The sequence below is a fragment of the Jannaschia pohangensis genome (assembly GCF_900113875.1).
GTDB lineage: Bacteria > Pseudomonadota > Alphaproteobacteria > Rhodobacterales > Rhodobacteraceae > Jannaschia > Jannaschia pohangensis.
The window spans coordinates 19,814-43,406 of the sequence record NZ_FORA01000003.1 but is presented as its reverse complement, the minus strand read 5'-3'; the positions used below and the strand labels follow the sequence as shown (position 1 = coordinate 43,406).

The 23,593-nt window shown below is 66.6% G+C and carries 30 protein-coding genes and 2 tRNA genes; 17 read left to right on the top strand and 15 right to left on the bottom strand.

The annotated features are described in order from the left end of the window. From BM002_RS11220 to BM002_RS11210, 3 genes are read right to left on the bottom strand one after another with little or no spacing between them, the layout of a single operon-like run. Positions 1–1,236 carry an MFS transporter gene (locus BM002_RS11220; RefSeq protein WP_092780767.1) on the bottom strand — a complete coding sequence of 412 codons (1,236 nt, stop codon included), beginning with the start codon at positions 1,234–1,236 and terminating at the stop codon, positions 1–3. Continuing rightward, positions 1,233–1,997, bottom strand: a complete 765-nt coding sequence (locus BM002_RS11215; RefSeq protein ID WP_092780763.1) for a DUF1365 domain-containing protein — start codon at positions 1,995–1,997, stop codon at positions 1,233–1,235. The genes BM002_RS11220 and BM002_RS11215 overlap by 4 nt, the downstream gene beginning before the upstream one ends. After that, positions 1,994–3,289: an NAD(P)/FAD-dependent oxidoreductase gene (locus BM002_RS11210; RefSeq protein WP_092780760.1), complete on the bottom strand. Its 1,296-nt coding sequence runs from the start codon at positions 3,287–3,289 to the stop codon at positions 1,994–1,996. Before BM002_RS11210 ends, BM002_RS11215 begins: the two co-directional genes overlap by 4 nt. Before the next feature lie 244 nt (positions 3,290–3,533). On the opposite strand from BM002_RS11210, the gene BM002_RS11205 reads away from it, so the two are divergent. After that, positions 3,534–4,121 carry a sigma-70 family RNA polymerase sigma factor gene (locus tag BM002_RS11205; protein ID WP_281243829.1) on the top strand — a complete coding sequence of 196 codons (588 nt, stop codon included), beginning with the start codon at positions 3,534–3,536 and terminating at the stop codon, positions 4,119–4,121. Positions 4,122–4,135: 14 nt separating this feature from the next. Beyond that, positions 4,136–4,792 carry a ChrR family anti-sigma-E factor gene (locus tag BM002_RS11200; protein WP_092780754.1) on the top strand — a complete coding sequence of 219 codons (657 nt, stop codon included), beginning with the start codon at positions 4,136–4,138 and terminating at the stop codon, positions 4,790–4,792. Here BM002_RS11200 and BM002_RS11195 read toward each other — a convergent pair. Further along, positions 4,789–5,259, bottom strand: coding sequence for a CreA family protein (locus BM002_RS11195; protein WP_092780750.1), 471 nt, complete (start codon positions 5,257–5,259; stop codon positions 4,789–4,791). The two genes, BM002_RS11200 and BM002_RS11195, sit on opposite strands and share 4 nt — an antisense overlap. Before the next feature lie 91 nt (positions 5,260–5,350). Between BM002_RS11195 and yghX the strand changes: the two genes are divergently transcribed. From yghX to BM002_RS11175, 4 genes are read left to right on the top strand one after another with little or no spacing between them, the layout of a single operon-like run. Next, entirely contained in the window at positions 5,351–6,238 is an 888-nt protein-coding gene (gene yghX, locus BM002_RS11190) for a YghX family hydrolase (RefSeq protein WP_092780746.1), read from the top strand. 39 nt (positions 6,239–6,277) lie between these two features. Next, complete coding sequence (locus BM002_RS11185) at positions 6,278–6,559, top strand: hypothetical protein (protein ID WP_092780743.1); 282 nt, start codon at positions 6,278–6,280, stop codon at positions 6,557–6,559. A gap of 50 nt (positions 6,560–6,609) precedes the next feature. After that, positions 6,610–7,266, top strand: a complete 657-nt coding sequence (locus BM002_RS11180; RefSeq protein WP_092782121.1) for an RluA family pseudouridine synthase — start codon at positions 6,610–6,612, stop codon at positions 7,264–7,266. Positions 7,267–7,297: 31 nt separating this feature from the next. Further along, a complete protein-coding gene (locus BM002_RS11175) occupies positions 7,298–7,909 on the top strand; it encodes an MSMEG_1061 family FMN-dependent PPOX-type flavoprotein (RefSeq protein ID WP_092782118.1) in 612 nt (203 codons plus the stop codon). Between the two features lie 123 nt (positions 7,910–8,032). Here BM002_RS11175 and BM002_RS11170 read toward each other — a convergent pair whose 3' ends face one another. Beyond that, positions 8,033–8,434 carry a DM13 domain-containing protein gene (locus tag BM002_RS11170; protein WP_092780740.1) on the bottom strand — a complete coding sequence of 134 codons (402 nt, stop codon included), beginning with the start codon at positions 8,432–8,434 and terminating at the stop codon, positions 8,033–8,035. 124 nt (positions 8,435–8,558) lie between these two features. Here BM002_RS11170 and BM002_RS11165 point away from each other — a divergent pair, with 124 nt between their 5' ends. The 3 genes from BM002_RS11165 to BM002_RS11155 are packed head-to-tail and all read left to right on the top strand — an operon-like array spanning position 8,559 to position 10,484. Next, positions 8,559–9,119 (top strand): TetR/AcrR family transcriptional regulator, encoded by a 561-nt coding sequence (locus BM002_RS11165; RefSeq protein ID WP_092780737.1) that lies wholly within the window; start codon positions 8,559–8,561, stop codon positions 9,117–9,119. Between the two features lie 43 nt (positions 9,120–9,162). After that, entirely contained in the window at positions 9,163–9,819 is a 657-nt protein-coding gene (locus BM002_RS11160) for a peroxiredoxin (protein ID WP_092780734.1), read from the top strand. Between the two features lie 5 nt (positions 9,820–9,824). Beyond that, a complete protein-coding gene (locus BM002_RS11155) occupies positions 9,825–10,484 on the top strand; it encodes a class I SAM-dependent methyltransferase (RefSeq protein WP_092780731.1) in 660 nt (219 codons plus the stop codon). A 14-nt stretch (positions 10,485–10,498) separates the two neighbouring features. Here BM002_RS11155 and BM002_RS11150 read toward each other — a convergent pair whose 3' ends face one another. The 3 genes from BM002_RS11150 to BM002_RS11140 form a co-directional block, all read right to left on the bottom strand. Then, positions 10,499–11,155 carry a phytanoyl-CoA dioxygenase family protein gene (locus BM002_RS11150; protein ID WP_092780728.1) on the bottom strand — a complete coding sequence of 219 codons (657 nt, stop codon included), beginning with the start codon at positions 11,153–11,155 and terminating at the stop codon, positions 10,499–10,501. Positions 11,156–11,260: 105 nt separating this feature from the next. Beyond that, complete coding sequence (gene ykgO / locus BM002_RS11145; protein ID WP_005850168.1) at positions 11,261–11,386, bottom strand: type B 50S ribosomal protein L36; 126 nt, start codon at positions 11,384–11,386, stop codon at positions 11,261–11,263. A gap of 71 nt (positions 11,387–11,457) precedes the next feature. Further along, positions 11,458–11,532: transfer RNA gene (locus BM002_RS11140), tRNA-Val, on the bottom strand. Between the two features lie 132 nt (positions 11,533–11,664). Between BM002_RS11140 and BM002_RS11135 the strand changes: the two genes are divergently transcribed. Next, positions 11,665–12,522, top strand: a complete 858-nt coding sequence (locus tag BM002_RS11135) for an N-formylglutamate amidohydrolase (protein ID WP_092780725.1) — start codon at positions 11,665–11,667, stop codon at positions 12,520–12,522. 1 nt (position 12,523) lies between these two features. Here the strand turns inward: BM002_RS11135 and BM002_RS11130 are convergent, their stop codons facing one another. Next, positions 12,524–13,777, bottom strand: a complete 1,254-nt coding sequence (locus tag BM002_RS11130) for a DNA polymerase IV (protein ID WP_092780722.1) — start codon at positions 13,775–13,777, stop codon at positions 12,524–12,526. A 185-nt stretch (positions 13,778–13,962) separates the two neighbouring features. On the opposite strand from BM002_RS11130, the gene BM002_RS11125 reads away from it, so the two are divergent. From BM002_RS11125 to BM002_RS11115, 3 genes are read left to right on the top strand one after another with little or no spacing between them, the layout of a single operon-like run. Continuing rightward, on the top strand, positions 13,963–14,856 hold the full coding sequence (locus BM002_RS11125) for an SPFH domain-containing protein (RefSeq protein ID WP_092780718.1): 894 nt from the start codon (positions 13,963–13,965) through the stop codon (positions 14,854–14,856). After that, positions 14,856–15,140, top strand: coding sequence for an NfeD family protein (locus BM002_RS11120; protein ID WP_092780715.1), 285 nt, complete (start codon positions 14,856–14,858; stop codon positions 15,138–15,140). Before BM002_RS11125 ends, BM002_RS11120 begins: the two co-directional genes overlap by 1 nt. Continuing rightward, complete coding sequence (locus BM002_RS11115; RefSeq protein ID WP_092780712.1) at positions 15,140–15,358, top strand: hypothetical protein; 219 nt, start codon at positions 15,140–15,142, stop codon at positions 15,356–15,358. The genes BM002_RS11120 and BM002_RS11115 overlap by 1 nt, the downstream gene beginning before the upstream one ends. Before the next feature lie 252 nt (positions 15,359–15,610). Here the strand turns inward: BM002_RS11115 and pyrF are convergent, their stop codons facing one another. The 6 genes from pyrF to tsaD form a co-directional block, all read right to left on the bottom strand. After that, on the bottom strand, positions 15,611–16,303 hold the full coding sequence (gene pyrF / locus BM002_RS11110) for an orotidine-5'-phosphate decarboxylase (protein WP_092780708.1): 693 nt from the start codon (positions 16,301–16,303) through the stop codon (positions 15,611–15,613). Positions 16,304–16,775: 472 nt separating this feature from the next. Further along, positions 16,776–16,970, bottom strand: coding sequence for a hypothetical protein (locus tag BM002_RS11105; RefSeq protein WP_092780705.1), 195 nt, complete (start codon positions 16,968–16,970; stop codon positions 16,776–16,778). Positions 16,971–17,002: 32 nt separating this feature from the next. After that, a complete protein-coding gene (locus tag BM002_RS11100) occupies positions 17,003–17,422 on the bottom strand; it encodes an EVE domain-containing protein (protein ID WP_092780702.1) in 420 nt (139 codons plus the stop codon). Beyond that, complete coding sequence (locus tag BM002_RS11095) at positions 17,419–17,694, bottom strand: YciI family protein (RefSeq protein ID WP_092782115.1); 276 nt, start codon at positions 17,692–17,694, stop codon at positions 17,419–17,421. Before BM002_RS11095 ends, BM002_RS11100 begins: the two co-directional genes overlap by 4 nt. A 5-nt stretch (positions 17,695–17,699) precedes the next feature. After that, a complete protein-coding gene (locus BM002_RS11090; RefSeq protein ID WP_092780699.1) occupies positions 17,700–18,653 on the bottom strand; it encodes an NAD(P)H-dependent glycerol-3-phosphate dehydrogenase in 954 nt (317 codons plus the stop codon). After that, positions 18,650–19,729 (bottom strand): tRNA (adenosine(37)-N6)-threonylcarbamoyltransferase complex transferase subunit TsaD, encoded by a 1,080-nt coding sequence (tsaD, locus tag BM002_RS11085; RefSeq protein WP_092780696.1) that lies wholly within the window; start codon positions 19,727–19,729, stop codon positions 18,650–18,652. The genes BM002_RS11090 and tsaD overlap by 4 nt, the downstream gene beginning before the upstream one ends. Positions 19,730–19,791: 62 nt before the next feature. On the opposite strand from tsaD, the gene BM002_RS11080 reads away from it, so the two are divergent. The 4 genes from BM002_RS11080 (at position 19,792) to BM002_RS11065 (ending at position 23,579) form a co-directional block, all read left to right on the top strand. Further along, on the top strand, positions 19,792–20,514 hold the full coding sequence (locus BM002_RS11080; RefSeq protein WP_092780693.1) for a uroporphyrinogen-III synthase: 723 nt from the start codon (positions 19,792–19,794) through the stop codon (positions 20,512–20,514). Between the two features lie 56 nt (positions 20,515–20,570). Then, positions 20,571–21,893, top strand: a complete 1,323-nt coding sequence (locus BM002_RS11075) for a COG4223 family protein (protein WP_092780690.1) — start codon at positions 20,571–20,573, stop codon at positions 21,891–21,893. Between the two features lie 8 nt (positions 21,894–21,901). Beyond that, a complete protein-coding gene (locus tag BM002_RS11070) occupies positions 21,902–23,443 on the top strand; it encodes a heme biosynthesis protein HemY (RefSeq protein ID WP_092780687.1) in 1,542 nt (513 codons plus the stop codon). A 60-nt stretch (positions 23,444–23,503) separates the two neighbouring features. Then, positions 23,504–23,579, top strand: a tRNA-Thr gene (locus BM002_RS11065). The last annotated feature ends 14 nt before the right edge of the window (positions 23,580–23,593 follow it).

Genomic DNA, 23,593 nt, shown 5'->3' with positions numbered 1-23,593 from the left:
TCAAACCTCCCGGCCCAATCGGACCATCAAGAAAAGTGCAATCGCCTTCAGAGCGAGGGGAAGCCCCGCATAGAGCGCTGTCAGGGACCAAAGCGCTGCCCCGTTGTTCGGTTCCCCCGGAACAAAACCCATGGCATCGAGGATCGGAAACAATGCGATGGCTGCGAAGGCCAGTGTCGCCTTGTTGACGAATGACCAGAGTCCAAAGCCGTCGGCAGCCGATGGGGCGATGACTTCCATGCGCCGCGCGAACATCGCGGGCAGCAACGTGAGATCCGCACCGAGTGCCGCGCCCGATCCGATGCAGACCAGTGCGAAGGCCCAGGTATCCCCGGCCCCGAGCGGCAGGGCAAAGCCGAAGGTCACCATCGCCAGTCCCATGCCGCACATCAGGGCGCGGGCCGTGCCGACCTTTGCGGCGATGCGGCCCCAGACAGGGGCAGCCACCGCCGCCGAGAGGAAAAACAGCAGCAAAAGCGGACCTTCCGCCCCCGGAGCCTGCAGCCGGTCGGCCACGAAGAACAGGAACAGGGTCGAGGTGACGGCCACCGGCGTGGCATTGACCAGCGCGATCAGCAGCAGGCGGCGGGCCGTCGGATCGCCGAGGACCCGGCGCAGACCGCCCTCGGGCGCGGGCCCCCGCGCTGCCCATTCGGGGGTCATGACGGCCAACGCCACAAGCACCGCGCCCGCGAAGATCGCGGCATAGATAGTGAAGGGCATCCCCGTTCCCGCCAGCACGGTCGGCAGGGCCGCGGCAAGGCAGACCCCCAGAAGCGCGCCGGTTTCGCGCCAGCTGGCCAGGCGGACGTGGCCGTCGCCCATCTGCGTCGCCTTTGCCACACCCTGGGCGTAAAAGCAGATCGTCAGGAACGAAAACGCCGAGAAGAGCGCGGCGAGCGACAGGGCGAACCACCAGACCGGCGGCAACAGGGGTGGTACGGCGAAAAGCATGGCCATCGCCCCTGCCATGATCGCGCCGGCCGCCCAGGTCATGGCGGCCCTGTGATTGCGCGTCACCTCGGCCAGGCGTCCCAGAAGCGGGTCCTGCACCACGTCGATCAGCCGCAAAAGGAAAAGCGCCACCGCGAGCTGCGCCAGCGTCACGCCATAGCTGTCGACGTAGAATTTGGGCGCGTGGATATAGATCGGAAGCCCCGCCGCCGACAGCATCGCCGCAAAACCCGCATAGCGCGCAAGCCCGCCGGGTCGGGGCAGGTCGAGGGTCGCGCTCATCGTGAGATGTCTTTTGCGGGCGGCGTGGGGCGCGGGCGGAAGGACGCACCCTTCCACCAGAGCTTGAGCGCCTGCCAATGGATCAGCGCCAGAACCCGCCGCGCGCCGAACGGGCGGCGCAGGGCCGCGCCGATCAGCCCCGGACTGGTGAGCGGTTGGCGATGGCCCGTCAGCGTCGCCAGAAGCCGACCGTTGCCCATGCGGTAGTCGATCCAGATGCCGATCCGCCGGTCGTCGATGTCGAAGCGGAATGTATAGTCGCCCTGAACCGGCTGAAACGGCGAGACATGCATCAACTTTTGCGCCCTGACCGTCGTCTCGCGGGTCAGGGGGGCCAGGTCGTCGGTGTGGCAGAGATAGGAATGGCGGTCGCCGTAGGTGTTCGTGACCTCGGCCACCACCACGCGCAGCACGTCGTCCACGTCGTGGATCAGCCAAAAACTGACCGGGTTGAAGACATGGCCCAGAACCCGTGGCTGCGCCAGAAGCAGGAGGCGCGCGGGCGTGAAATCGGGCAAGGCCTCGGCCAGGACCTGCCGCACCCAGGGGGCGCCCGTGCCTTGCCCGGGCGGCCCACCGTGGTCGCGGTCGCGCAGGGAGGCCAGATTGAAGCGATTGCGCGAAAAGAGACGTGGCAGGGCGCCGGTATCGTCGGGGTCGATCAGGACGTAGTCGATGCCATAGCGAAAGGCGTTCTCCACGCCTTCCGCCTGCCGTCCATGAAACGTCGTGCCGCGGATATGTTCGGCGATGCCGGTCACTCCGCCGCCATGGGAACGGAGCGCCGTGCGGCCATGCCATCGACCACCTCGAGCGCCGAGGCAAAGCCATCCTCGTGGAACCCGTTGCGCATCCAGGCCCCGCAGAACCAGGTGTTGGCGGTTCCGTTGCGCAGGCGAATGCCTTCGACTGCCTCCATCATCGACAGGTCATAGACCGGATGACGGAAGGTGTTCTGGTCGAAGATCAGCTCTTCGCGGATCGGTTGCTGCGGGTTCAGGGTCGAAAACAGGGGGTCGTCCTGCGGGATCGGCTGAAGCCGGTTCATCCAGTAGGTCAGGCCGATGCGGTCCGGGCGCGCGGCCTGTTCGGCATAGTTCCACGACGACCAGACCTTGCGCAGCTTTGGCATGACCGAGGCGTCGGCATGAAGCACGGCGGCATTGTCCTGATAGCGGATGCGTGACAGCAGTTCCGTCTCTTGCGGGGTGGCATCGGTCAGCATCGACAGGCTGTCGTCGGAGTGGGTCGCCAGAATGACATCGTCGAACCCCTCCCATTCCGCGCCGTTCAGCTTGATGTCGACGCCCGACGGGGTCCGGCGGATGCCCTGAACCGGCGCGCCGGTGCGGATGTCGACGCCGCGCTTGGCAAGTTGCGCCTGAAGGCGGGACACGTATTCGATGGACCCGCCCCGAACGGTGTACCAGTCGTGCTGGCCGGTGTGGCTTAGCAGGGCGTGGTTCTTGAAAAAGCGCATCATCGCCTGCGCCGGGAAATCCATCACGTCCTGGCTTGGCGTGGACCAGATCGCGCCCGAGATCGGCCCCAGATACCAGTCGCGGAAGGTTTGCCCGACCCCAAGATGGTCGAGGAACGTGCGCAGCGGCAGGGTCGGATCATTCGCGGCATCGGCGGCGCGGGCGTTGAACTTCAGGATGTCGCGGACCATCCCAAGATAGCGCGGCGACAACAGGTTGCGGCGCTGCGCAAAGAGGGTGTCGACGGTCTGGAGCGAATATTCGATCCGTCCGCCATCGATCGAGGCGGCAAAGGACATGTCGGAGTCGGCAACCGGCACGTCCAGCTCTTCGAAGAGGCGGACGAGATTGGGATAGTTTACCTTGTTGTAGACGATGAAGCCGGTATCGACGGGTTGATCTCCGCGCTTTCCCGCCAGAATGGTGCGCGCATGGCCGCCCAAACGCGGCTCGGCCTCGATCAGGGTGACCACGTGGGTGTGGGACAGCGCCTGGGCGGCGGCCATGCCGCTGATGCCCCCCCCGACGATGGCGATACGGCGGGCGGGCTGGATCTGGGTCTCAAAAGGCACTTGGAATCGGTCCGATCTTTTGGCTGCTCATTGGTCTTACGTTGCCGCGGCTGGGTCGGATCACGCGGCATCCATCAGCACTAGCCTGAAAAGCCCCGGATGCGAAAGTGATCCAGTCGCCGCAGCGGGGCGTAATGACCATCAAAGCAAGGGATTTCCGGCGCGGTCCGGAACAGGGTAAAGGTGGTCAGAGGAACAGATGCAACAGATCGGTTCCACCAAAGGACCAGAACCGGAGATATTCGTGCCGTTCCAAACAACGGACGACGCCTATTGGTCACGGCAGCTTGTCGCCGTGGGTCAGGAACGCGACAAACATGCGTTCGAGGCGTTGTTTCGACAATTCGCGCCACGCATCAAGGGCTTCCTGATGCGGACCGGGCTGTCGCCTGCGATGGCTGAGGATTGCATGCAGGACGTCATGGTGACGCTGTGGCGCAAGGCGCACATGTACGATCCGGCGCGCGCTACGGTGACGACCTGGGTCTTCACGATCGCGCGCAATCGCAAGATCGACATGATCCGCAAGGCCCGCAGGCCCGAGCCGGAAGACCTGCCCTGGGGACCCGAGCCGGAACCCGAACAGGCCGATGCCCTGGCCTTGCAGGAAGACACACGGCGTCTGGCCGAAGCGGTGGCGCAGCTGCCGGACAAACAGAGGAAACTGTTGGAACGCGCCTACTTCGGTGACGTCACCCACAGCGAGATCGCGGCAGAGACGGGGCTGCCACTTGGAACGATAAAGTCGCGGATACGCCTGGCCATAGACCGGCTGCGCCACGCGATGGAGGCAGAGACACGGCCAAAGACGCCGCGCCTGCCGCAAGATTGAAATTGGGGTACGACATGAACGTTCAACATCCGATAACCGATGACCTGCTGATGGGATATGCCACGGGCGGCCTTCCTGCGGCGCAGGACCTGATCGTGGCCACGGCCGTCTCGCTCGATGACGAGGCGCGGGCGCGGCTTGCGGGCTTCGATGCCCTTGGTGGCGCCCTGCTGGAAGATGCGGAGCCGATGCCTGTCGCGGACGGCGCTCTGAACAATGTGCTGGAGCGGCTTGCGGCCTCGGCCCCCGAAGACAGCGTCCATGCCGACATCAAGACGGCGCGGCGCGATTGGGTGCTGCCCCGGCCCCTGCGCGATGCCGTGGGCGGCGATCTGGACGCGGTCCGGTGGAAATCGGTCGGCATGGGCGTGAAGCAATGCGTCATCGACTCGTCCCCTGACGGGACGGTGCGCCTTCTGTCGATTCCCGCCGGTCAGGCGATGCCCGACCATGGCCACGGCGGGTCGGAGATCACGCTGGTTCTGCAAGGCGCCTATCTGGACGGTGACCTGCGGTTCGCGCGGGGCGACGTCGAAGTGGCGTCCGAAGGCGACGAACACATGCCCGTCGCCGATCTGGGCGAGGATTGCATCTGTCTGGTCGTGACCGATGCGCCGCTGCGGTTCACCGGATTGGTGCCGCGCATCGCGCAAAAGTTCCTGCGGATCTAGTCGGCCAGCTGCGCGCCATAGAGCGGGACGGTCGAGATCGACATCTTGGCCGACCCTTCGGTCAGTTCCTGCGCATGGGCGAGGTAGATCAGTGTCTGGTTCGCCTCGTCGAAGATGCGCTTGATCCGCAAGGATTTCAGGATGATCGAACGGCTTTCGCGGAACACATCCTCTCCGTCCTCGGAACGGTCGATGTCACCGATGCGGATCGGCCCGGTCTGGCGACAGGCGATGGAGGCATTGGACGGATCCTCGAACCAGTTGCCCTGACTCAGCCGGTCGATCAGGGACCGGTCGAAATAGGCGATGTGGCAGGTCACGCCTTCGACCTTCGGATCGGCGATCGCATCGATGATGATGTCATTGCCGACCCAGTCGACGCCCACTTCGCCCACCTGTTCAGCGGTCAGGGGGGGAGCGGCAAGGATGGCGACGGCGGCCAGAACGGCGAGGGGTTTGCATGTCATCTTTGAATACGCTCCGTTATTCGATCCGGTTCCCTTTCCACGTTCCGGGATCGGTCTAGGTTCCGCAAGGTCAACAATAGGGGGAGTCGCCATGACCCGCATGACCGCAAAGGATTTCGATCCGGACCTGCTCGATCTCTATGATTTCTATGCCCACGGAAAGATCACCAAGCGCGAGTTTCTGGATCGCGCCGGGAAATGGGCGGTCGGGGGGCTGACCGCCGCTGCGATCCTCTCTACGCTCAGCCCGAATTACGCGCTGGCCCAACAGGTTGCCGAGGACGACGCCGACATCACGGGCGAGGATATCATCTATGACAGCCCGAACGGCCACGGCAGCGTCAACGGATACCTGGTGCGCCCCGCCGCGTCCGAGACGCCGCCCGCAACGGTTCTGGTCGTGCACGAGAACCGGGGCCTGAACCCCTATATCCGCGATGTTGCGCGGCGGGTGGCCAAGGCCGGTTTCATCGCACTGGCCCCCGATGGTCTGACGTCGGTCGGCGGCTATCCCGGCAACGACGACGAAGGGCGCGCCCTGCAGCAGCAGGTCGATGGCGAAAAGCTGATGAACGACTTCTTCGCGGGCTACGAGTTTCTGGCCGCGATGGAGGGCACGAACGGCAAGGTCGGCGCGACCGGCTTCTGCTATGGCGGTGGCGTGGTGAATGCGCTGGCCGTGGCCTATCCCGAACTGGCGGCGGGTGTGCCGTTCTATGGCCGTCAGGCCGCGGCGGCGGACGTCCCGAAGATCGAGGCTCCGCTCCTGTTCCAATATGCCGCGCTCGACAGCCGCATCAACGCCGGTTGGGCCGAGATGCAGAAGGCGCTGGAAGCCAACGACAAGATCTATGAGGCGCTGATCTGGCCGGATGTGAACCACGGCTTCCACAACGACACGACCCCGCGCTATGACGCCGAAACGGCAGAGGCGGCGTGGGAGAAGACCATCGGCTGGTTCCGGGTCTATCTGGCCTGAACTTGACGGCGGGCAGGGGACCGTGGTCGTCTGCCCGTCATGTTCAACGATGGAATTTCCCCGCTGATCGTCACGATCCTGATGGCGCAAAGTCTGTTCTTTGCGGGATGGGTCGTTGCGTCCGTCGGCATTCTGTGGGCCATTCTTCGGCGAGCGCGGTCGGGGGGTGATGCGATCCCGGGCACCGGGGCGCAGGTGTCGGCCGTCCAGAGCTACATGCGTGATCCCGAGACGCGGTTTCGTCGGTGGGTGTGGCTAGGGCTGACCTTCGGCCTTTTGGGTATCGCCTTCGGGTTCGGAGTGTTGATCCGGTCCGTCTGACGCCTGCCGGGGCACTGGTGCGGCCCGGGCGCGTCGGATATGCCCCGCCCATGACTGGCCCGAGCACGCCCTATGACCCGCCGACCGGCCCGATCCCCGTGATCCACCGGGACGATCACCTGCTGGTGGTGGACAAGCCCGAGGGGCTCTTGTCGGTGCCGGGGCGGGGCGAGCATCTGGCCGATTGCCTGATTGCGCGGCTGGCGGTGGATTGGCCCGAAGTCCTCCTCTGTCACCGGCTGGACCGCGATACATCCGGCATCATGATCTTTGCCCTGACCAAGGAAGCACAGCGCAACATGGGCCGCATGTTCGAGGTCAAGCGCGTCAAGAAGCGCTACATCGCGCGGGTCTGGGGCGAAGTGGCTGAGACGTCGGGCACCATCGACCTTCCCCTGATCGTCGATTGGGAGAACCGGCCCCTGCAACATGTGAACCACGAACGCGGCAAACCGTCGGTGACCGATTGGCAACGCGTGGCCCATGAAGACGGGACGACGCGGATGCGTCTCATGCCGCGCACGGGTCGGTCGCATCAATTGCGTGTCCACATGCAGTCGATGGGCCATCCGATTCTGGGCGATCCGTTCTATGCCAGTGGCGCTGCGCAGGATTTCCCGCGCATGATGCTGCACGCCGAGAGGCTGAAGTTCGAGCATCCGGTGACAGGAACGGTCATGCGGCTGGAGGTGCCCTGTCCGTTCTGAATGGGGCCATGACCTTGGAGAGAAGATGCGGATGCAGAGCGTAGACGATATCGCGACGCTGGAGGCGCTTTACGACGCGGCGGTGCCCGCGTCCCTGGCCAAGGTCACCACGCGGATCACGCCACTCTATCGTCGCTGGATCGAAGCGTCGCGCTTCGTCGTGCTGGCCACGGTCGGCCCCGAGGGCCCGGATGCCAGCCCGCGCGGCGACGATGGCCCGGTGGTGCGCATCGTCGATGACCGCACGCTCTGGATGCCGGATTGGCGGGGGAACAACCGTCTCGATTCGCTGCGCAACATCGTGCGCGACGGGCGCAGCAGTCACATGTTCATGGTGGCGGGCAGCACGTCGGTCGTTCGCGTGAACGGGCATTCGGTGCTGACGGCCGATCCGGAAATCTGCGGCAGCTTCGCGCAAAAGGGGCGACACCCGAAGACGGTGATCGTGACGACGGGGGGCGAAGTCTATTTCCAATGCGCCAAGGCGCTGCTCCGGTCGGCCCTTTGGACGATGGGCGACCAGAGTGCGGGTCTTCCGACACCGGGCCAGTTCCGCGCCGAACAGGAGGCCGGGTTCGATGGCGCGGATGCGGCGGACTATGACGCCAATTACGTCGAGCGGGCGCAGGACCGGATGTGGTAGGCGCGAACGTGCCGCCCCGATGACGGGACGGCACGTTGCAAGCGTGCAAGGGTCAGCAGTGCGCCATGGGCGCGTCCTTGCTTTCGCGGAGAGCCCGGGAGAACAGACGCATCGGATATCTCCTCAGTTCAGGTCGGCAAATCCGAGGGGCACAGAGAATTCTTCGCACCAGATATAGACTTCATCGAGCGTCGAAAGGTCGAGCGTGGCGGGCACCACATAGGCCTGCAACCCGTTCAGATTGGTGAGCGCACCCAGGTCGGCGGCATCGACGGGGGCACCGTCGCGGCCCAGGATCACGCGGGGGTCTGGCGCACCGTCGAGGCTGAAATCGGCGTCCAGCACCAGCAGCGTGCCGCCTGCCGGTGTCTTGACGATCGACACCCCGCCCGTCGTGACGTGGTCGCTGGCCCCGGTGAAGGTGCCGCTTTCATCGGCATGGGCCTGCGCTGGCAGCAGGGCGGCAGCGGCGACGAAGGCTACGGAGATGCCGATGGCAAAGGATGTGGGGAAGTTGATGTTCATGGGTCTTGTCCTTGGATCAGGGTGGGTATGAAGCTTCCCTACAATTAGGAACCGAATGGTTCAAAACACGTTGCCGTGATTATGGACCATTGAGTTCCAAACTGGGCGCGGCTACACTCCGGACATGGCCAGACCTCGGGAATTCGATACGGACAAGGCGCTCGCAGGGGCGATGGATGTCTTTTGGGAGCATGGCTATGCCGGGGCCGCCCTGCCGGACCTTCTGGATGGAATGGGGATCACGCGGGGTTCGCTCTACAAGGCGTTCGGCGACAAGAAGACCCTCTTCCTCGCCATCCTCGACCGCTACGACAGGGAGGCGGTCACGGCAGCCGTGAACATCTTGTCGGATCCGTCGCGTCCCGGACCTGCGCGGGTGGCGGCACTGTTCGAGGTGGTGCTTGGCATGGCGGACGACGGCGACCGGCGCGGCTGCCTTCTGTGCGCCGCGGCGTCCGGACCGGCGGCAAGCGACCGGCAGATCGGCGTGGTCGTGCAAGCGATGCTGGCCCGCATGCGAGACGGCTTTGAGCAGGCGACGGGGGACCGGGATACGGCAGAGATGCTCCTCATCCATTATGTCGGCCTGCGGAGCCTGGTGCGTGGCGGGGCGGACATCGCCGCTTTGCGCCGGGGTTGTGCCGCCGTCGTCGCGGCGCTTCCCTCTGCGGTGTCCGGGGCCTAGGGTCAGCGCGCAATCCTTTTCGATTCTGATCCCGGAGATCGCCATGAGCCTGCGCATCAACCAAGTCGTTCCTGACTTCGAAGCCGAGACCAGTGAAGGTCCGATCAAGTTCCATGACTGGATCGGCGATCACTGGGCCATCCTGTTCAGCCACCCCAAGGATTTCACCCCCGTCTGCACTACCGAATTCGGCGCCGTCGCGCAGCTGGCCGATGAATGGGCCGCCCGCGGCGTCAAGGTCATAGGCATCTCGGTCGACGGGGTCGAGGACCATCGCAAATGGAAGGGTGACATCGGCAAGTTCGCTGGGGCCGAGGCGACCTTCCCGATCATCGCGGACGAAAAGCTGGAAGTATCGAAGGCCTACGACATGCTGCCCGCCGATGCCTATCTGCCTGACGGGCGCACGCCGAACGACACGGCGACGGTGCGGTCGGTGTTCATCATCGGGCCGGACAAGCAGCTGAAGCTGTCGATGACCTATCCGATGAACGTGGGCCGCAACTTTGCCGAGGTGCTGCGCGCGGTCGATGCGTTGCAGGCCGCGTCCAAGCATGGCGTGGCGATGCCCGCCAATTGGGAGCGCGGGCGCGATGTGGTCATTCCGGCGACGGTGTCGGACGCGGATGCCAAGGCGAAGTTCGGCGAGTTCACGACGCATTTCCCCTATCTGCGGATGACGAAAGACCCCTCCGCCTGAGCCGGATGCCGCCCGCGTCACCCTATCTGGTGCCCGGTTTCTATGACCGGGCACTGGCCGAGGGGCGTCACCGCGATATCGTGGGCGGCCGGTGGGACGAGACGGGCCGCGCGCAGATGGCGCTGTTGCAGGCCGAGGGGCTGCGCCCGCATCACCGGCTGCTGGACGTGGGCGCGGGGTCGCTGCGCCTTGGCTGTCGTGCGGTGCCATGGCTTGCGCCCGGCAACTATTGGGCGACGGATGCCAGCCGGGCGCTGATGCTGCGCGGAAGGGCGACCGAGATGGCGGAGCCGGAGCGCCTGCCCGAGGATTACCTGATCGAGGATACCGAATTCGCCTTTCCCGGGGTGCCCCAGGATATCGATTTCATCCTGGCCTTCGCGGTCTTCACGCATTTGCCGACGGCGTTTCTGGCAGTTGCGCTGGCGAATGCGCGCGCCCGGTTCCCGGGGGTGCAGGCCTTTCTTTTCACCGTGTTCTTTGGGCCCGAGGGGCATGGGCCACACCGGCAGGATGACGGCGTCGTGACCCATGCGGCGCGTCCCCCCTATCACGTGACCCGGGCCGGTCTGTCGCGCGTCGTGGCGGAAGCGGGGTTCGATATGGCGATCCGCGATCTGCGCCTGCCGCGTGGCCAAAGGTTGATCCGTGCGACGATCTCCTGACGCCCGAGGCGGCGTCAGTCGGTTTGCCAGCAGAGCGGCGGCGGGGGCGGCGTATCGGCATAGTCGATCCGCAGGACGCCGCGCGGAGCGGGCGTCCGGGCCGTCCCGGACCTGTGCAGCAAAAGCATGGACATGACGAGGATGTCGCCCGGCTCTGCCGTGCAGACGTGACGCGGGTGGAGCGCCGCCTGTGCCTCCGCCTCCTGCCCGGCGATCGGGCCTTGGCGATGACTGCCGACTGCAATCTCCATCGCCCCGTTCTCTGCCGTGTGGCAATTCAGATGCAGCCGGACGAAGAGCATCGCCGACAGGGTGCCCACATCGGGTTCACAGTGCCAGATGCCGTCTTTGCGCGACCAGTTCGTGACCGGGGCCGCATCGTCGCGTTCCGCCACGGCGATCACGCGATCCTGATGCCAGGGGACACTCCAGTTCGACGCCTCGCCCTTGGCGAAGCTCACCAATCTGACGGGGCGCAGATCGGGGCGTGACGCCATGACAGGCCCGAGCCAATCGCCAGAGACCACCTGCCGAAACAGCGGCGCGCCGACGGGCACCCGCGCGCCGGGTCTGCTGTCGGTCTGTGCCAGGGCGCGAAGGTCGGCAAGCTCGGCCTGCGGAACGGCATCGCGCAGCCAGAGGTAGCCGTCACGTTCAAGGTCTTCGGTCATGGTGAAGACTGGCCCGATCTGGTCCGAAGGGGAAGACCACACCCGGACAGGACGAAAAAAGCCGCACCCGGGGGCGCGGCCTTGTTCTGGTGCGAAGCGATGGCTTCAGCCCTGGCGGGCCTTGAACCGGCGCTGCGTCTTGTTGATCACGTAGACCCGGCCCTTGCGGCGCACGACGCGGCAGTCGCGATGGCGGTTCTTCAGCGACCGGAGGGAATTGCGAACCTTCATGGGTTTGCGCTCCTGATGCCTGCGGGGTGACACCCCGGGTTTGCGATTGCTCCGACTGGCGGAGCGGTGAATGGTGCGCGATACTGGGATCGAACCAGTGACCCCTTCGATGTCAACGAAGTGCTCTACCGCTGAGCTAATCACGCGCTTCCAGACGCCGAAGATTGGCCCCTGAACATTGGTGGGCGGTGGATAGTGTCTTTCACGTTGGCGTGCAAGGGGGCTTTCGAGAGTTTTGGCACTACCTTATCGTCATCCCAAAGGAGACCCCGCACCCGATGTCCCGATCCACCTTCAAGCTGACCTTGCCCGATGTCGTGACCGCCCCCGTCGTCGTGGCCAGTCCGCATTCGGGGCGGGTCTACGATTGGGATTTCCTGTCCACCACGGTTCTGGATGCGGCGGGTATCCGGTCGTCCGAAGATGCCTATGTCGATCTGCTGCTGGACCGGGTCACCTCGCTTGGCGTTCCGCTTCTGACGGCCGAGATGCCGCGGGCCTTCCTCGATCTCAACCGCGCGCCCGAAGAGTTGGACCCTGCGGTGGTGCAGGGGGTGCCGCGCGGCGCGATGAACCCGCGAATCTCCTCCGGCCTTGGTGTGATTCCCCGTGTGGTGGCGCAGGGGCGGGCGATCTATCGGGGCAAGATCAGCCAGGACGAGGCGGCCAAGCGGATAGAGACGGTCTGGCGTCCCTACCATGCCTGTCTCACCGACCTGATGAACAGCGCGCACGATCAGTTCGGGCGGGCCATCCTGCTCGACATCCATTCCATGCCCCATGAGGCGATCGAGGGGGCGGGCCCCCGGGGGCGCACGCCCGAGATCGTGCTGGGCGACCGCTTCGGGGCCTCGGCCTCGGGTGATCTGGTGGGCGCGCTGGAGTCGATCTTTGTCGATCTGGGGTTCCGCGTCGCGCGCAACGCGCCTTTTGCCGGTGCCTATGTCACGCAGGCCTACGGCAAGCCCGCCCGGGGTCGTCACGCCATCCAGATCGAGATCGACCGCGCGCTCTATCTCGACGAGGGGCAGGTCCAGCCGAACGATAACTTCGGCAATCTGCAGGATATGCTGACCGAAGCGATTTCGCGGTTCTGCGCCACGCTGGATACGTCGCGCAGCCTGGCCGCCGAATGACCTAGCGCAGGGCGCGGCCCTTGCGGATCGCGTCGGGGCCGAATCGCGCGCGGATGGCGTCGGTGGCCCGCTCGGCCTCGGCCCGGCGGGCGGCGCCGGGGTCCAGAAGGTCGCCGCCACGGTCGGCCATGTCAGCGGACACAAGGTCGGAAATGCCCACCCCGATCAACCGCGCGGGCCCGGTCGATCCCATGGCATCCAGCAGCGCCCGCGCCTCGCGGTAGATGCGGTCGGCCATCTGCGTCGGGTCCGACAGGGCGTGCCGCCGGGTGATCGTCTTGAAATCCGCGCTCTTGAGTTTGAGGGTGACGACCCGGCCCGCCGTCTCTTTGGCCTTGGCGCGGGCAGACACCTGTTCGGCCAGCCGCCAGAGGTGGCCATCGAGGATGTCGGCGTCGGCGGTGTCTTCGCCGAAGGTGGTTTCCTTCGAAATGGATTTGACCGGGCGATTGCGGCTGACGGGGCGGTGGTCTTCGCCCCGGGCCAGATGCCAGAGCCGGTCGCCCATGGACCCGAAGCGGCGCGCCAGATCGGCGCGGTCCCATCGTTTCAGGTCGGCAATCGTGTTGATCCCGGCCTTTTTCAGCGATTCCTGCCCGACGATCCCGATGCCGAAGATGATGCCGACGGGTTTGGGGGCCAGGAACGCCTTGGTCTCGGCCCGCCCGATCACGGAAAAGCCGCGCGGCTTGTCGAGGTCGGAGGCGATCTTGGCCAGGAACTTGTTGTGCGACAACCCGATGGAGCCGGTGATCCCGATCTCCTCCTGCATGCGGCGCGTCAGCCGGGCCAGCATGACCGCCGGTGGCGCGCCGTGCAGCCGGGCGGTGCCGGTGAGGTCCAGAAACGCCTCGTCCAGCGACAGGGGTTCGATGGCGGGGGTCAGCTCTTCCATCAGGGCGCGGACCTGTTTGCTGACCTCGACATAAAGGTCCATCCGTCCCTTCAGGACGACAGCATCCGGGCAAAGCTCCAGCGCCTTGAACATCGGCATGGCCGAGCGCACGCCGCGAATCCGCGCGACATAGCAACAGGTCGACACGACCCCGCGTCGCCCGCCGCCGATGATGACGGGCTTGTCGGCCAGGTCCGGTCGGTCGCGCTTTTCGACCGAAGCATAGAAGGCGTCGCAATCCATATGCGCAATGGTCAGGTCGAAAAGTTCGGGGTGGGCCGTGATGCGGGGCGACCGGCAGGCGGGACAGCGTGTCCCGTCATCGAAGGTGGTCAGGCATTGGCGGCAGAGGCTTGGCATGAGCCCGATCCTACGCCTGCGGTGCGGGGGTTGGAACAGGGGCCGATTGCGGCGGGATGCGGGCGACTGCGGCCTTCGCGCCACAGAGGCGCAGGGTTGGCGTGGTCGCGGATCGCCGGACCGTCCCGTTTTCGTCCCCTGCACCCTATCTAGACCGTGAGACAACGCCAGAGGAATTGGGTGAGATGGATATCCAGAGTGAACTGCTGACCTTCGCGGGCGAGAACGCGGTGCTGATTGCGGTCGCGATCTTCGTGATCGTCTGCATCATGCTCGGCGTGCGGATCGTTCCGCAGTCCGAGAAATTCGTGGTGGAACGGTTCGGCCGACTGAAGGCGGTTCTGGGCCCGGGCATCAATGTGATCGTCCCCTTTCTCGACAAGGTGGCGCACAAGATTTCGGTGCTGGAGCGCCAGTTGCCCAATGCCAGCCAGGACGCGATCACCCGCGACAACGTGCTGGTGCGGATCGAGACCTCGGTCTTCTATCGCATCCTCGAGCCTGAAAAGACCGTCTACCGGATCCGTGACGTGGATGCCGCCATCTCGACCACGGTCGCGGGCATCGTGCGCGCCGAAGTCGGCATGATGGAACTGGACGAGGTGCAGTCGAACCGCTCCGAGGTCATCGCCAAGATCAAGTCGCAGGTGGCCGAGGCCGTCGACGACTGGGGCATTCAGGTGACGCGGGCCGAAATCCTCGACGTCGATCTGGATGCACAGACCCGCGAGGCGATGATGCAGCAGCTGAACGCCGAACGTGCGCGCCGCGCCCAGGTGACCGAGGCCGAGGGCAAGCGCCGGGCCGTGGAACTGGCCGCCGATGCCGAGCTTTATGCCGCCGAGCAGACCGCCAAGGCCCGCCGCATCGCTGCGGACGCCGAAGCCTATGCGACCGGCGTGGTGGCCCAGGCCATCGCCGAGAACGGCTTGGAGGCCGCGCAGTATCAGGTGGCGCTCAAGCAGGTCGAGGCGCTGACGGCCCTGGGCAGCGGCTCGGGCTCCCAGACTGTGGTTGTGCCCGCGTCGGCGATGGATGCCTTCGGCGAAGCGTTCAAGATGCTGCGGGGGCGCGGCTGATGTGGGCCGCCTGGTGGATCTGGGCGCTTACCGCCGTGGTGCTGGCCATCCTTGAGGTGGTGGCCCCGACCTACATCCTGCTCGGCTTTGCCATCGGCGCGGGTGTGGTGAGCCTTGGTCTGTTGACCGGTCTGTTGGGCGGTCTTGCCGCCTCGGCCTACGGGGCCGCCTGGCTTCTGGTGCTGTTCGCTGTCCTGTCGGGCGTCGCCTGGGCCGGGTTGCGCGCGGTCTTCGGGCCGCCGGGCGGATCGGTCAAGACCTTCGACAAGGACATCAACGACTGATGCCGATCCTGATCGTCCTGACCCTGCTTGTGGCGGCGGCGATCTGGTTCTGGTCCGGCAGCCGTGTCCCGTCCGTGCGTCGCAACCCCTGCGACTGGCAGCCGACGGGCTTCCGCACCGGGCCAATGCACGAATTCAACTGCGCCCATTGCGGGATCAAGGGTTTCGGCAAGGACGGTAAGGTCCCCACGGTCTGCAAGCGGGGCCTGGGCCGCTAGTTCTGGTTCAGCCCGGTGGCCCGGCTACCCAGGACGGTCTTCCCATCCATCGATAGACAGGCCGTCGCCTAAGGTTTGCCTGTTCGGATAGCAGGAATGGAACGATTTGCGGAATGCGATTGTCAGACGCTTTGCGTGGTCGGAATGTTCGATACCAGGTTCCGTCGGATAGGCGCGTCACGGCGCCTAGTGCGGTCCGGGCCGGATCGAACGCGGGGAAGGCGCTTGAAAGCAGATCACCAAGGCGGAGCGTCATGCCAGTTCACCCAGGATGGCGCTGACGGCGGCGCGGGGGTCGGGGGCGTGGTGGATGGGGCGTCCGACGACGATGTGATCGGCGCCGGCGCGCACGGCTTCGCCCGGCGTCATCACCCGCTTCTGGTCGCCCAGGGCCGCGCCGGCGGGACGCACGCCCGGGGTGACGATCAGTTTGCCAGCCGCTTCCGGCAGGGCACGGATCAGGGCGGCTTCCTGCGGGCTGGCGATGACACCGTCGGCCCCGGCCTCGAGCGCGCGGGCGGCGCGCATGGCGACGAGATCGGGAATATCACCCGCCACCATCAGCCCGGCGTCGAGGTCGGCGCGGTCAAGCGAGGTGAGGATCGTCACGGCGAGGATCTTCATGTCGCCCTTGGCCTGTGCCGCGGCGCGCACCACGTGGGGGTCGCCGTGCACCGTCAGGAAGTCGAGGTCGAAACGGGCAAGGCCCCGCACCGCCGCCTCGACCGTCGCGCCGATGTCGAAAAGTTTCATGTCCAGAAAGATACGCTTGCCGTGATCGGACTTGAGCTCGTTGGCGAGCGCTAGCCCCCCCCCGGTCAGCATCCCCAGACCGATCTTGTAGAAGGACACCGTGTCGCCAAGTGTCTCGGCCAGTTTGAGCCCTGACAGGGCATCGGGCACGTCTAAAGCGACGATCAGGCGGTCATCGGCGGTCGTGGACATGGCGCTTTCCTCGGGATGTGTCGGCTCCGGTCGCCTAGGACGGCGGGTGCGGGCTTGTCCAGTCGGACGCGCCAGAATCGCCGGATTGGCGCGGCAGGACGGCGTCGCTGTGGTGAGGTCGATGGAGGCGCGGGATGGCATCTAAGTCACGGAAATTGCGGGCGTCGTTCAAGCCGACCCTCGAGCCTGCGATGGCAGAGGCGGATTCACTTGTCGTTATCCGAATTTCGACCGGGTTGCGGGGGACCGCCTCGACCTTCCTGGGGTTGAGCATTGGTCGGACGGCGGAACCTTCGTTCTGGAATTCGGGCGGACGGCCTATCCCTTCGTGGACCAGTCCGGGCGCGAGTTGGCCGAGGCGGAGGATGATGTCGGGCGTCTGCCCTGATCCGCGCTGTCGTAGCAGGGATGGATCAAGTGGAGCGGGGGCTGTCCGACGGCAACGCCGGTCCGGATATCAGGCCCCTTCTGGTCAACTGCCTGTGGTTGCCCGTCGCTTCAGCGCGGCGATCGTCTCGGCGTGGGTCCAACGGGGGTCGCCGGAGGTGACGATTCGGCGTCGAAGGGTCCTGCCGGAAGACGTCCGGCAGATTGCGAACCCCTCCAATCGCCCCGTCAGCGGGTCGAGGCGGATGCGTTCGATGCGGATCAGATCGGACTCGGTCATGCGGGGCTAACGCAGCCAAAGGCGATCCGGTTTCAGTCCGCGAGGCCGCCCATCTTGCAGATCAGGGCCCATTCCTCTGGGCGGACGGGTTGAACCGACAGACGGCTTTGCCGGACGAGCGCCATATCGGCCAGCTCCGGCGTGTCCTTGACCTGCGCCAAGGTTACGGGATCGGGCAGGGGTTTCAGGGCGCGGATGTCCACGCAATCCCATTTGTCGTCGGCCGCCGTGCTGTCGGGGTGGCTTTCGGCGCAGACCTCGACCAGGCCGACGACGGCCTTCTGGTCCTGGCTGTGATAAAAGAACCCCCGGTCGCCGACCTTCATCTGCCGCATCACGTTGCGGGCCTGATAGTTGCGCACGCCGTTCCACTCCTCGCCCGCATCGCCCTTGGCGACCTGATCGTCCCAGGACCAGGTGGATGGCTCGGATTTGAACAGCCAGTGGTTCATGCGTTGATGACCCGGTTCCACGCCTCGATCCGCACATCCTCGAAGAGACCGGCGAGGGCATAGGGGTCGGAGGCGGCGAAGGCCTCTGCCTGGCTGCGGTCTTCGGTGTCGAGGATGATGAGGGAGCCGCACATCTCGCCCTGGCCATTCAAGAAGGGCCCGGCCTGAAGCACGGCTGCGTTGGACTTGAGATAGGCCACATGGGCGTCGCGGTTGGCTTTGCGCATCTCCAGGTGGCCGGGTTTGTCGGTGCAGATCAGGGCGTGCATCATCGGGCTCATTCCGTTTTCAGGTCGCGGGTCAAAAGGTCCGTCATCGCATCCTTCACCGTCAGGCGACCGGCCACAAGGCCGGACACGGCCTGCGTGACAGGCAAATCGAGGTCGCGTTCGGTGGCAAGGCGCAGCGCCGCATCGGCGGTGGCGACGCCTTCGGTCGTGGCATCGGGCAGGGGCTCGCCGCGCCCGAGCGCCATCCCCAAGGCGAAGTTGCGCGAGGCGGGCGAGGCACAGGTCAGCGCCAGGTCGCCCAGACCGGACAGGCCCATGAGGGTGTCGCGCCGCGCACCCATGGCAGCAGCAAGGCGCATGATTTCGGCCATGCCACGGGTCATCAGGGCGGCGCGGGCGGAGTCGCCCAGTCCCGCGCCGATGGCCGCGCCGCAGGCGATGGCGATGACGTTCTTGAGCGCGCCGCCCAGTTCGACGCCGGTCACGTCCTGCGTGCGGTAGAGGCGGATCGTGGGGGTCGATAGCGCGGCCTGAAGCGAGGCACCGACGGCGTCGTTCTCGCACCCGAGGCTGAGCGCCGTGGGCAGACCAGCGGCGATGTCCGTGGCAAAGCTCGGCCCCGACAGGATCGCGGTCACGGCTTGGGGATAGGCCTGTGCGATGGTCGTGGTGGGCCCCTGAAGGCTGCGCAGGTCGACGCCCTTGCAGGCCGCGACGATATGCGAGGCCGAGAAAGCGGGCAGGGTGGTGAGGACATCGGGCAGGAATTGGGTCGGCACCGCCAGCACGAGGGTCGCGCAGTCGTCCAGGTGGCCAGGATCGGCTGTGGCGTGGATTTTGTCGGGCAGTGTGACGCCCGGCAGGCAGGGCAGGGCGCGCAGGCTTTGGGCCGCTGCCATCGCCTCTGTGTTGCGGCCCCAGAGGACGACATCACTTCCGGCCCGCGCCCAGGTGACGGCCAGCGCCGTCCCGAAGGCGCCTGCGCCCACGACGCCGATCATGCTTTGGCCCCGCGCTTGCCGGACCCGAGCATCGGATCGGCGCGTCGGTCCAGGGGCCAGCGGGGACGGGCGGCCAACGTCAGGTCATCGCGCTGCCCCAGGATCAGGCGTTCCGCCCCGGCCCAGGCGATCATCGCGGCATTGTCGGTGCACAGCGCCAGCGGTGGCGCAACAAAGGGCACCCCCGCCGCATCGGCCACATCGCGCAGCGCCGCCCGCAGCGCGCCATTGGCCGCCACGCCGCCCGCGACGGCGAAGGCCGTGACCGGCCCCAGGGACAGCGCGCGGCGCGATTTCTCGGCCAGCACGTCGCGGACAGCGGCCTGAAACGCGGCGCAGAGGTCGGCGCGCGCGGCGCGGGGCAGGCCCCCATGCTCCTCCACGATCCGGTCGCGGGCGCGCAGCACGGCGGTCTTGAGGCCCGAAAACGACATGTCACAGCCTGGCCGGTCCAGCAGCGGGCGGGGCAGCCGGGGCGTTTCCATGCCGGTCTCTGCCTCTGCTTCGACGGCGGGGCCACCCGGTTGCGGCAGGCCCAGAAGGCGCGCGACCTTGTCGAAAGCCTCGCCCGGGGCGTCGTCGATGGTGCCGCCCAGACGGGTGAAGTCGTCCGCGCCATCGACGCGCAGGAACTGGCAATGGCCGCCGGAGACCAGGAGCATCAGATAGGGAAAGACCAACCGGTCAGTAAGGCGCGGGGTCAGGGCGTGACCCGCCAGGTGATTCACCCCGATCAGCGGCAGGCCCGTGGCCGCCGACAGCCCCTTGGCGCACATCACCCCCGCGAGCACTCCGCCGATCAGCCCGGGACCCGCGGTCACCGCAATGGCGTCGCAGTCACGCAGCGCCACACCCGCGTCGCTCAGGGCCTGCCCCACGGCAATGTCGATCTTTTCGGCATGGGCGCGGGCGGCGATCTCGGGCACGACACCGCCGAAGGCCGCATGCAGGTCGTCCTGCCGCAACACGACGTTGGACAGGATCGCACCCGTGCCGTCCGGCGCGCGCCGGATCACGGCGGCGGCAGTATCGTCGCAGGAGCTTTCGAGTCCCAATATCGTCAGACCTTGTGCCATCGCCCGCCCGGGTCCACCCTTGTCGCCACGCCCCCCTTTAGCCAGCGAGGTCCCGGCCCACAATGCATCCACCCCGTCGTGTCCCCCTGCCGGTCCTGCTGACGCGCCCGCTTGCCGACGCCGAGGCGCTGGCGGCGCAGCTGCGGGCCGAGGGGGTGGAGCGTGTCGTGATCTCGCCGTTGCTCCGGATCGTGGCCTTCGGGGATTTGCCCGCGCTGACGGGGGGCCTGATCTTCACCTCGGTGAATGCGGTCGAGGCGTTCGCAGCGCTTGGCGGACGCAGGGGTTTGCCTGCCTGGGTGGTCGGGCCGCGCACGGCGGCGGCGGCAGAGGCGGCGGGATGCGAGGTGCAGGGCGTGGCCCCCGATGCGGCGACGCTGGTCCTGACGATCCCGGCCGATGCGCCGCCGCTGACCCATCTGCGCGGCGATGTTCAGCGCGGCGATCTGGCGGCGGATCTGACGGCGCGCGGCCTGAAGGCGGTGTCGCAGGTGATCTACCGCGCGGAGGCGCAGGCCTTGAGCCCCGATGCGGTGGAGGTGATCGCGGCGGGACCTGTTCTGGCCCCGCTTTATTCGCCCCGCTCGGCGGCATTGCTGTTCGAAGCTGTTCCAGGGGACCGCTACGACCGAATCCTGGCCATCTGCCTGAGCCGGGCGGTGGCCGATGCCTGCCCCGTGCCGCCGCTGGCCGTGTCGGATAGGCCCGATGGTCCGGCGATGATGCAGACGATCCGGAACAATTTGCACCCACGGGCGGTTGAGGGCCCGGGGCCGACGGTCTAGGTGTATCAGGTGAGACGGATCTGCCACCGTCCCATAAGCCAGCCGGAGGGGACGCCTTGGCGCGCAGCAAGAAGAATACCGGGTCCACGCCCGACAAGGATCAGACTGTCGAAACTTCGACCGGCGATGCCATTGAGGATGCCATGGCGTCCGATACGCCGCCTGCGGGTGACGACGCCGACGAATCCTTTGACGAGACGCTGGACGATGTTCTGAACGACCCCGAGGGTGAGCCTGTCGGGACGGCGGCGGACGAATCCGGGCTAGACCGTGACGATGCGCCAGCCGACGAGGACGCGGCGGCGACGGAGCCCGATGCGGAGGATGCGGAGGCAACGACCGACCTCGTGACCGTCGAAGGCGCGGAGCGGCAGGACCATGACGTGCCCGATGCCGATGTCGAGGAAGACGCGGCCAAGGATGAAGAGCCCGCGACGGTCTTGCCCGCGACGGCCCCGCAGGTGATCGAAAAGCGCGGACCCGGATTCGTGCCGTTGGTTCTGGGTGGTCTGGTGGCGGGGGCGATCGGCTATGCGATCCCGACGTTCGTGATGCCGCCCGCCGACGAGTCGACCGCCCGTCTCGATGCGCTCGAGGCGCAGCTGGCGGCATTGCCGGCCGCTGAAGAGCCCGACCTCTCGGCGCTTGTGGCAACTCAAGACACCCTGCGCGCCGATGTCGACGCATTGGCCGAACGGATTGCCGCGTTGGAAACGGCGGAGCCCGCATCGGGAGCCGCTCCGGCTGCAGGGGCGTCGACGGCTTCGGATGCCGGGTTGCGCGGCGATGTGACCGCGCTGTCGGATCGGACGGACGCGGTCGAGACGGCGGTGAGCGACTTGACCGGCCGTGTCGATGCGCTTGAGTCCGGGTTCACCGAGGCTACTGGCGCCGCCGAGTCGGTTGTCGCCGAAGCCGAGGCGCTGGCCCGGCAGGCGGCGCAGAACCAGATCGCCCTGGCCCTGCAATCGGGCGTGCCCTTTGCCGATCAGGTCGAAATTCTGGGCGATGTGCCCCCGGACCTCGCTGCCGTCGCCGACGCAGGCGTCGTGACGCAGGCCACCCTTGTCGCGGAGTTCCCGCCCCTTGCCCGCGAGGCGCTGCGTCTGTCGCGCAGTGGCCAGAGCGGCGGCGGCGTGGGGTCGTTGTTCCGCAACGCTTTCAACCCGCGCTCGCTCGAACCGCGCGAGGGCGATGACGTCGACGCCGTTCTCAGCCGTGTGGAGGCCGCCGTGCGCGGTGGCGACCTCGCGGCGGCGCTGAACGAGATGGACGCGCTGCCCCCCGAGGCCGCCGCCCCCCTGGCCGACTGGCGCGCCCGCGTCGAGACCCGCGCTGCCGCACTCGCGGCGGCTGATGCTTACCTTCAGGACGGATGAGGATTTAGATGCTCTGGTCGTTGTTCAAAATCCTCCTCTTCGTCGTGATCGTCGGCGCTTTGGCCTTCGGGGTTCAGACCCTGCTCGCCCTGTCCGGTCAAGTCACGGTCGAGTTCAATGGCGGGGAGTTCGTTCTGGAACCCCTCGTCGTCATCCTGTCGGTTCTGGTGCTGATGCTGGCCCTCTGGGTCGTGTTCAAGCTGGCCGGGTTCCTTGTCGCGGTGATGCGCTTCATCAACGGCGATGACACGGCCCTTGGCGCCTATTTCGACCGCAACCGGGAGCGGAAGGGATATCAGGCGCTGTCAGACAGCCTGATCGCGCTCGCCTCGGGCGAATCCCGCGAGGCGGCGGCAAAGGCGCAGAAGGCCGAGAAATACCTTCAGAAACCCGAAATCACGACGCTGGTCGTGGCCCAGGCCGCCGAGGCGGCGGGCGAGACGGACCGGGCGCGCGAAGCCTGGAAAACGCTGGTCACCCATGAGCGGACGCGGTTCGTGGGCGTGCGCGGCCTGATGCGCCAGAAGCTCGAGGCCGGGGATACCGCAACGGCGATGAAGTTGGCCGAGAAGGCCTTCGCCCTCAAGCCGCGCCATGTCGAGACGCAGGACACCCTGCTGCGCCTGCAAGCCAAGGACGAGAATTGGGACGGCGCGCGCCGCGTTCTGACCGCCAAGCTGAAATCCGGGTCTCTGCCCAAGGATGTCTACAAGCGGCGCGAGGCGGTGCTGAGCCTGGCCGATGCGCGCGATCAGCTGGCCAAGGGAAACATGGACAAGGCCCGCGCCGAAGTCTTCGAGGCCAACCGCCTGTCGCCCGAACTGGTCCCCGCCGCCGTCCTGGCCGCACGCCTGCATGCCGAGTCGGGCGATGAGCGCCGGGCGGCCAAGGTGCTGAAGGCCGCGCGTGCCAAGACCCCCCATCCCGACCTTGCCGCCGCTTTCGCCGATATTGCGCCGGGCGAGACCCCGGAGCAGCGCATCAAGCGGTTCCAGCCGTTCCTTAAGGTCAATGCCGATGCGCCCGAGACCAAGATGCTGGAAGCCGAGCTGTATCTGGCCGCAGAGGATTTCCCGTCCGCGCGCCGCGTTCTGGGCACCCTCTATGAGAGCCACCCGACGACCCGGTCCCTGACCCTGATGGCGGCGATCGAACGGGGCGAGGGGGCGAGCGAGGCGGTCGTACGCGGCTGGCTGGCCAAGGCGCTTGGCGCGACGCGCGGCCCGCAGTGGGTGTGCGAGAATTGCGGGACGGTCCATGCCGACTGGATCCCGGTCTGCACAAGTTGCGAGGCCTTCGACAGCCTCAGCTGGACCGAGCCGAAGGGCTCTGCCGCGTCTGCGGCGGCGCTAAGCTCGGATATGCTGCCGCTTCTGGTGGGGGCATCCACGGCAGGGGCGGCGGCCGGTGTTCCGGCAATCGTGCCGACCCCCGATGACATCCCCGATGCCGAGGAGGTCGAGCCCGCTGCGCCCGTGAACCCTGCTATCGTCGGAACCACCCGGGACGTCGACGAACCCGTGACGCTGAACGGCGATGCCCGCAGCTGAAAATCGCGCATTTCGGGGCTGGAAGCGGCCCCGAACCCCTGCTAAGGACCGCGCCACGGTGCCGCTGTAGCTCAGCTGGTAGAGCACGTCATTCGTAATGATGGGGTCGGGGGTTCGAGTCCCTTCAGCGGCACCAAAGACTTTTTCTAT

Excerpts from the sequence above, each read along its gene's own strand:
- BM002_RS11220 (WP_092780767.1), bottom strand. The coding sequence starts at position 1,236 with ATGAGCGCGACCCTCGACCTGCCCCGACCCGGCGGGCTTGCGCGCTAT.
- BM002_RS11200 (WP_092780754.1), top strand. The coding sequence starts at position 4,136 with ATGAACGTTCAACATCCGATAACCGATGACCTGCTGATGGGATATGCC.
- BM002_RS11195 (WP_092780750.1), bottom strand. The coding sequence starts at position 5,259 with ATGACATGCAAACCCCTCGCCGTTCTGGCCGCCGTCGCCATCCTTGCC.
- yghX (WP_092780746.1), top strand. The coding sequence starts at position 5,351 with ATGACCCGCATGACCGCAAAGGATTTCGATCCGGACCTGCTCGATCTC.
- BM002_RS11185 (WP_092780743.1), top strand. The coding sequence starts at position 6,278 with ATGTTCAACGATGGAATTTCCCCGCTGATCGTCACGATCCTGATGGCG.
- BM002_RS11180 (WP_092782121.1), top strand. The coding sequence starts at position 6,610 with ATGACTGGCCCGAGCACGCCCTATGACCCGCCGACCGGCCCGATCCCC.
- BM002_RS11175 (WP_092782118.1), top strand. The coding sequence starts at position 7,298 with ATGCAGAGCGTAGACGATATCGCGACGCTGGAGGCGCTTTACGACGCG.
- BM002_RS11170 (WP_092780740.1), bottom strand. The coding sequence starts at position 8,434 with ATGAACATCAACTTCCCCACATCCTTTGCCATCGGCATCTCCGTAGCC.
- BM002_RS11165 (WP_092780737.1), top strand. The coding sequence starts at position 8,559 with ATGGCCAGACCTCGGGAATTCGATACGGACAAGGCGCTCGCAGGGGCG.
- BM002_RS11160 (WP_092780734.1), top strand. The coding sequence starts at position 9,163 with ATGAGCCTGCGCATCAACCAAGTCGTTCCTGACTTCGAAGCCGAGACC.
- BM002_RS11155 (WP_092780731.1), top strand. The coding sequence starts at position 9,825 with ATGCCGCCCGCGTCACCCTATCTGGTGCCCGGTTTCTATGACCGGGCA.
- BM002_RS11150 (WP_092780728.1), bottom strand. The coding sequence starts at position 11,155 with ATGACCGAAGACCTTGAACGTGACGGCTACCTCTGGCTGCGCGATGCC.
- ykgO (WP_005850168.1), bottom strand. The coding sequence starts at position 11,386 with ATGAAGGTTCGCAATTCCCTCCGGTCGCTGAAGAACCGCCATCGCGAC.
- BM002_RS11135 (WP_092780725.1), top strand. The coding sequence starts at position 11,665 with ATGTCCCGATCCACCTTCAAGCTGACCTTGCCCGATGTCGTGACCGCC.
- BM002_RS11130 (WP_092780722.1), bottom strand. The coding sequence starts at position 13,777 with ATGCCAAGCCTCTGCCGCCAATGCCTGACCACCTTCGATGACGGGACA.
- BM002_RS11125 (WP_092780718.1), top strand. The coding sequence starts at position 13,963 with ATGGATATCCAGAGTGAACTGCTGACCTTCGCGGGCGAGAACGCGGTG.
- BM002_RS11120 (WP_092780715.1), top strand. The coding sequence starts at position 14,856 with ATGTGGGCCGCCTGGTGGATCTGGGCGCTTACCGCCGTGGTGCTGGCC.
- BM002_RS11115 (WP_092780712.1), top strand. The coding sequence starts at position 15,140 with ATGCCGATCCTGATCGTCCTGACCCTGCTTGTGGCGGCGGCGATCTGG.
- pyrF (WP_092780708.1), bottom strand. The coding sequence starts at position 16,303 with ATGTCCACGACCGCCGATGACCGCCTGATCGTCGCTTTAGACGTGCCC.
- BM002_RS11105 (WP_092780705.1), bottom strand. The coding sequence starts at position 16,970 with ATGACCGAGTCCGATCTGATCCGCATCGAACGCATCCGCCTCGACCCG.
- BM002_RS11100 (WP_092780702.1), bottom strand. The coding sequence starts at position 17,422 with ATGAACCACTGGCTGTTCAAATCCGAGCCATCCACCTGGTCCTGGGAC.
- BM002_RS11095 (WP_092782115.1), bottom strand. The coding sequence starts at position 17,694 with ATGATGCACGCCCTGATCTGCACCGACAAACCCGGCCACCTGGAGATG.
- BM002_RS11090 (WP_092780699.1), bottom strand. The coding sequence starts at position 18,653 with ATGATCGGCGTCGTGGGCGCAGGCGCCTTCGGGACGGCGCTGGCCGTC.
- tsaD (WP_092780696.1), bottom strand. The coding sequence starts at position 19,729 with ATGGCACAAGGTCTGACGATATTGGGACTCGAAAGCTCCTGCGACGAT.
- BM002_RS11080 (WP_092780693.1), top strand. The coding sequence starts at position 19,792 with ATGCATCCACCCCGTCGTGTCCCCCTGCCGGTCCTGCTGACGCGCCCG.
- BM002_RS11070 (WP_092780687.1), top strand. The coding sequence starts at position 21,902 with ATGCTCTGGTCGTTGTTCAAAATCCTCCTCTTCGTCGTGATCGTCGGC.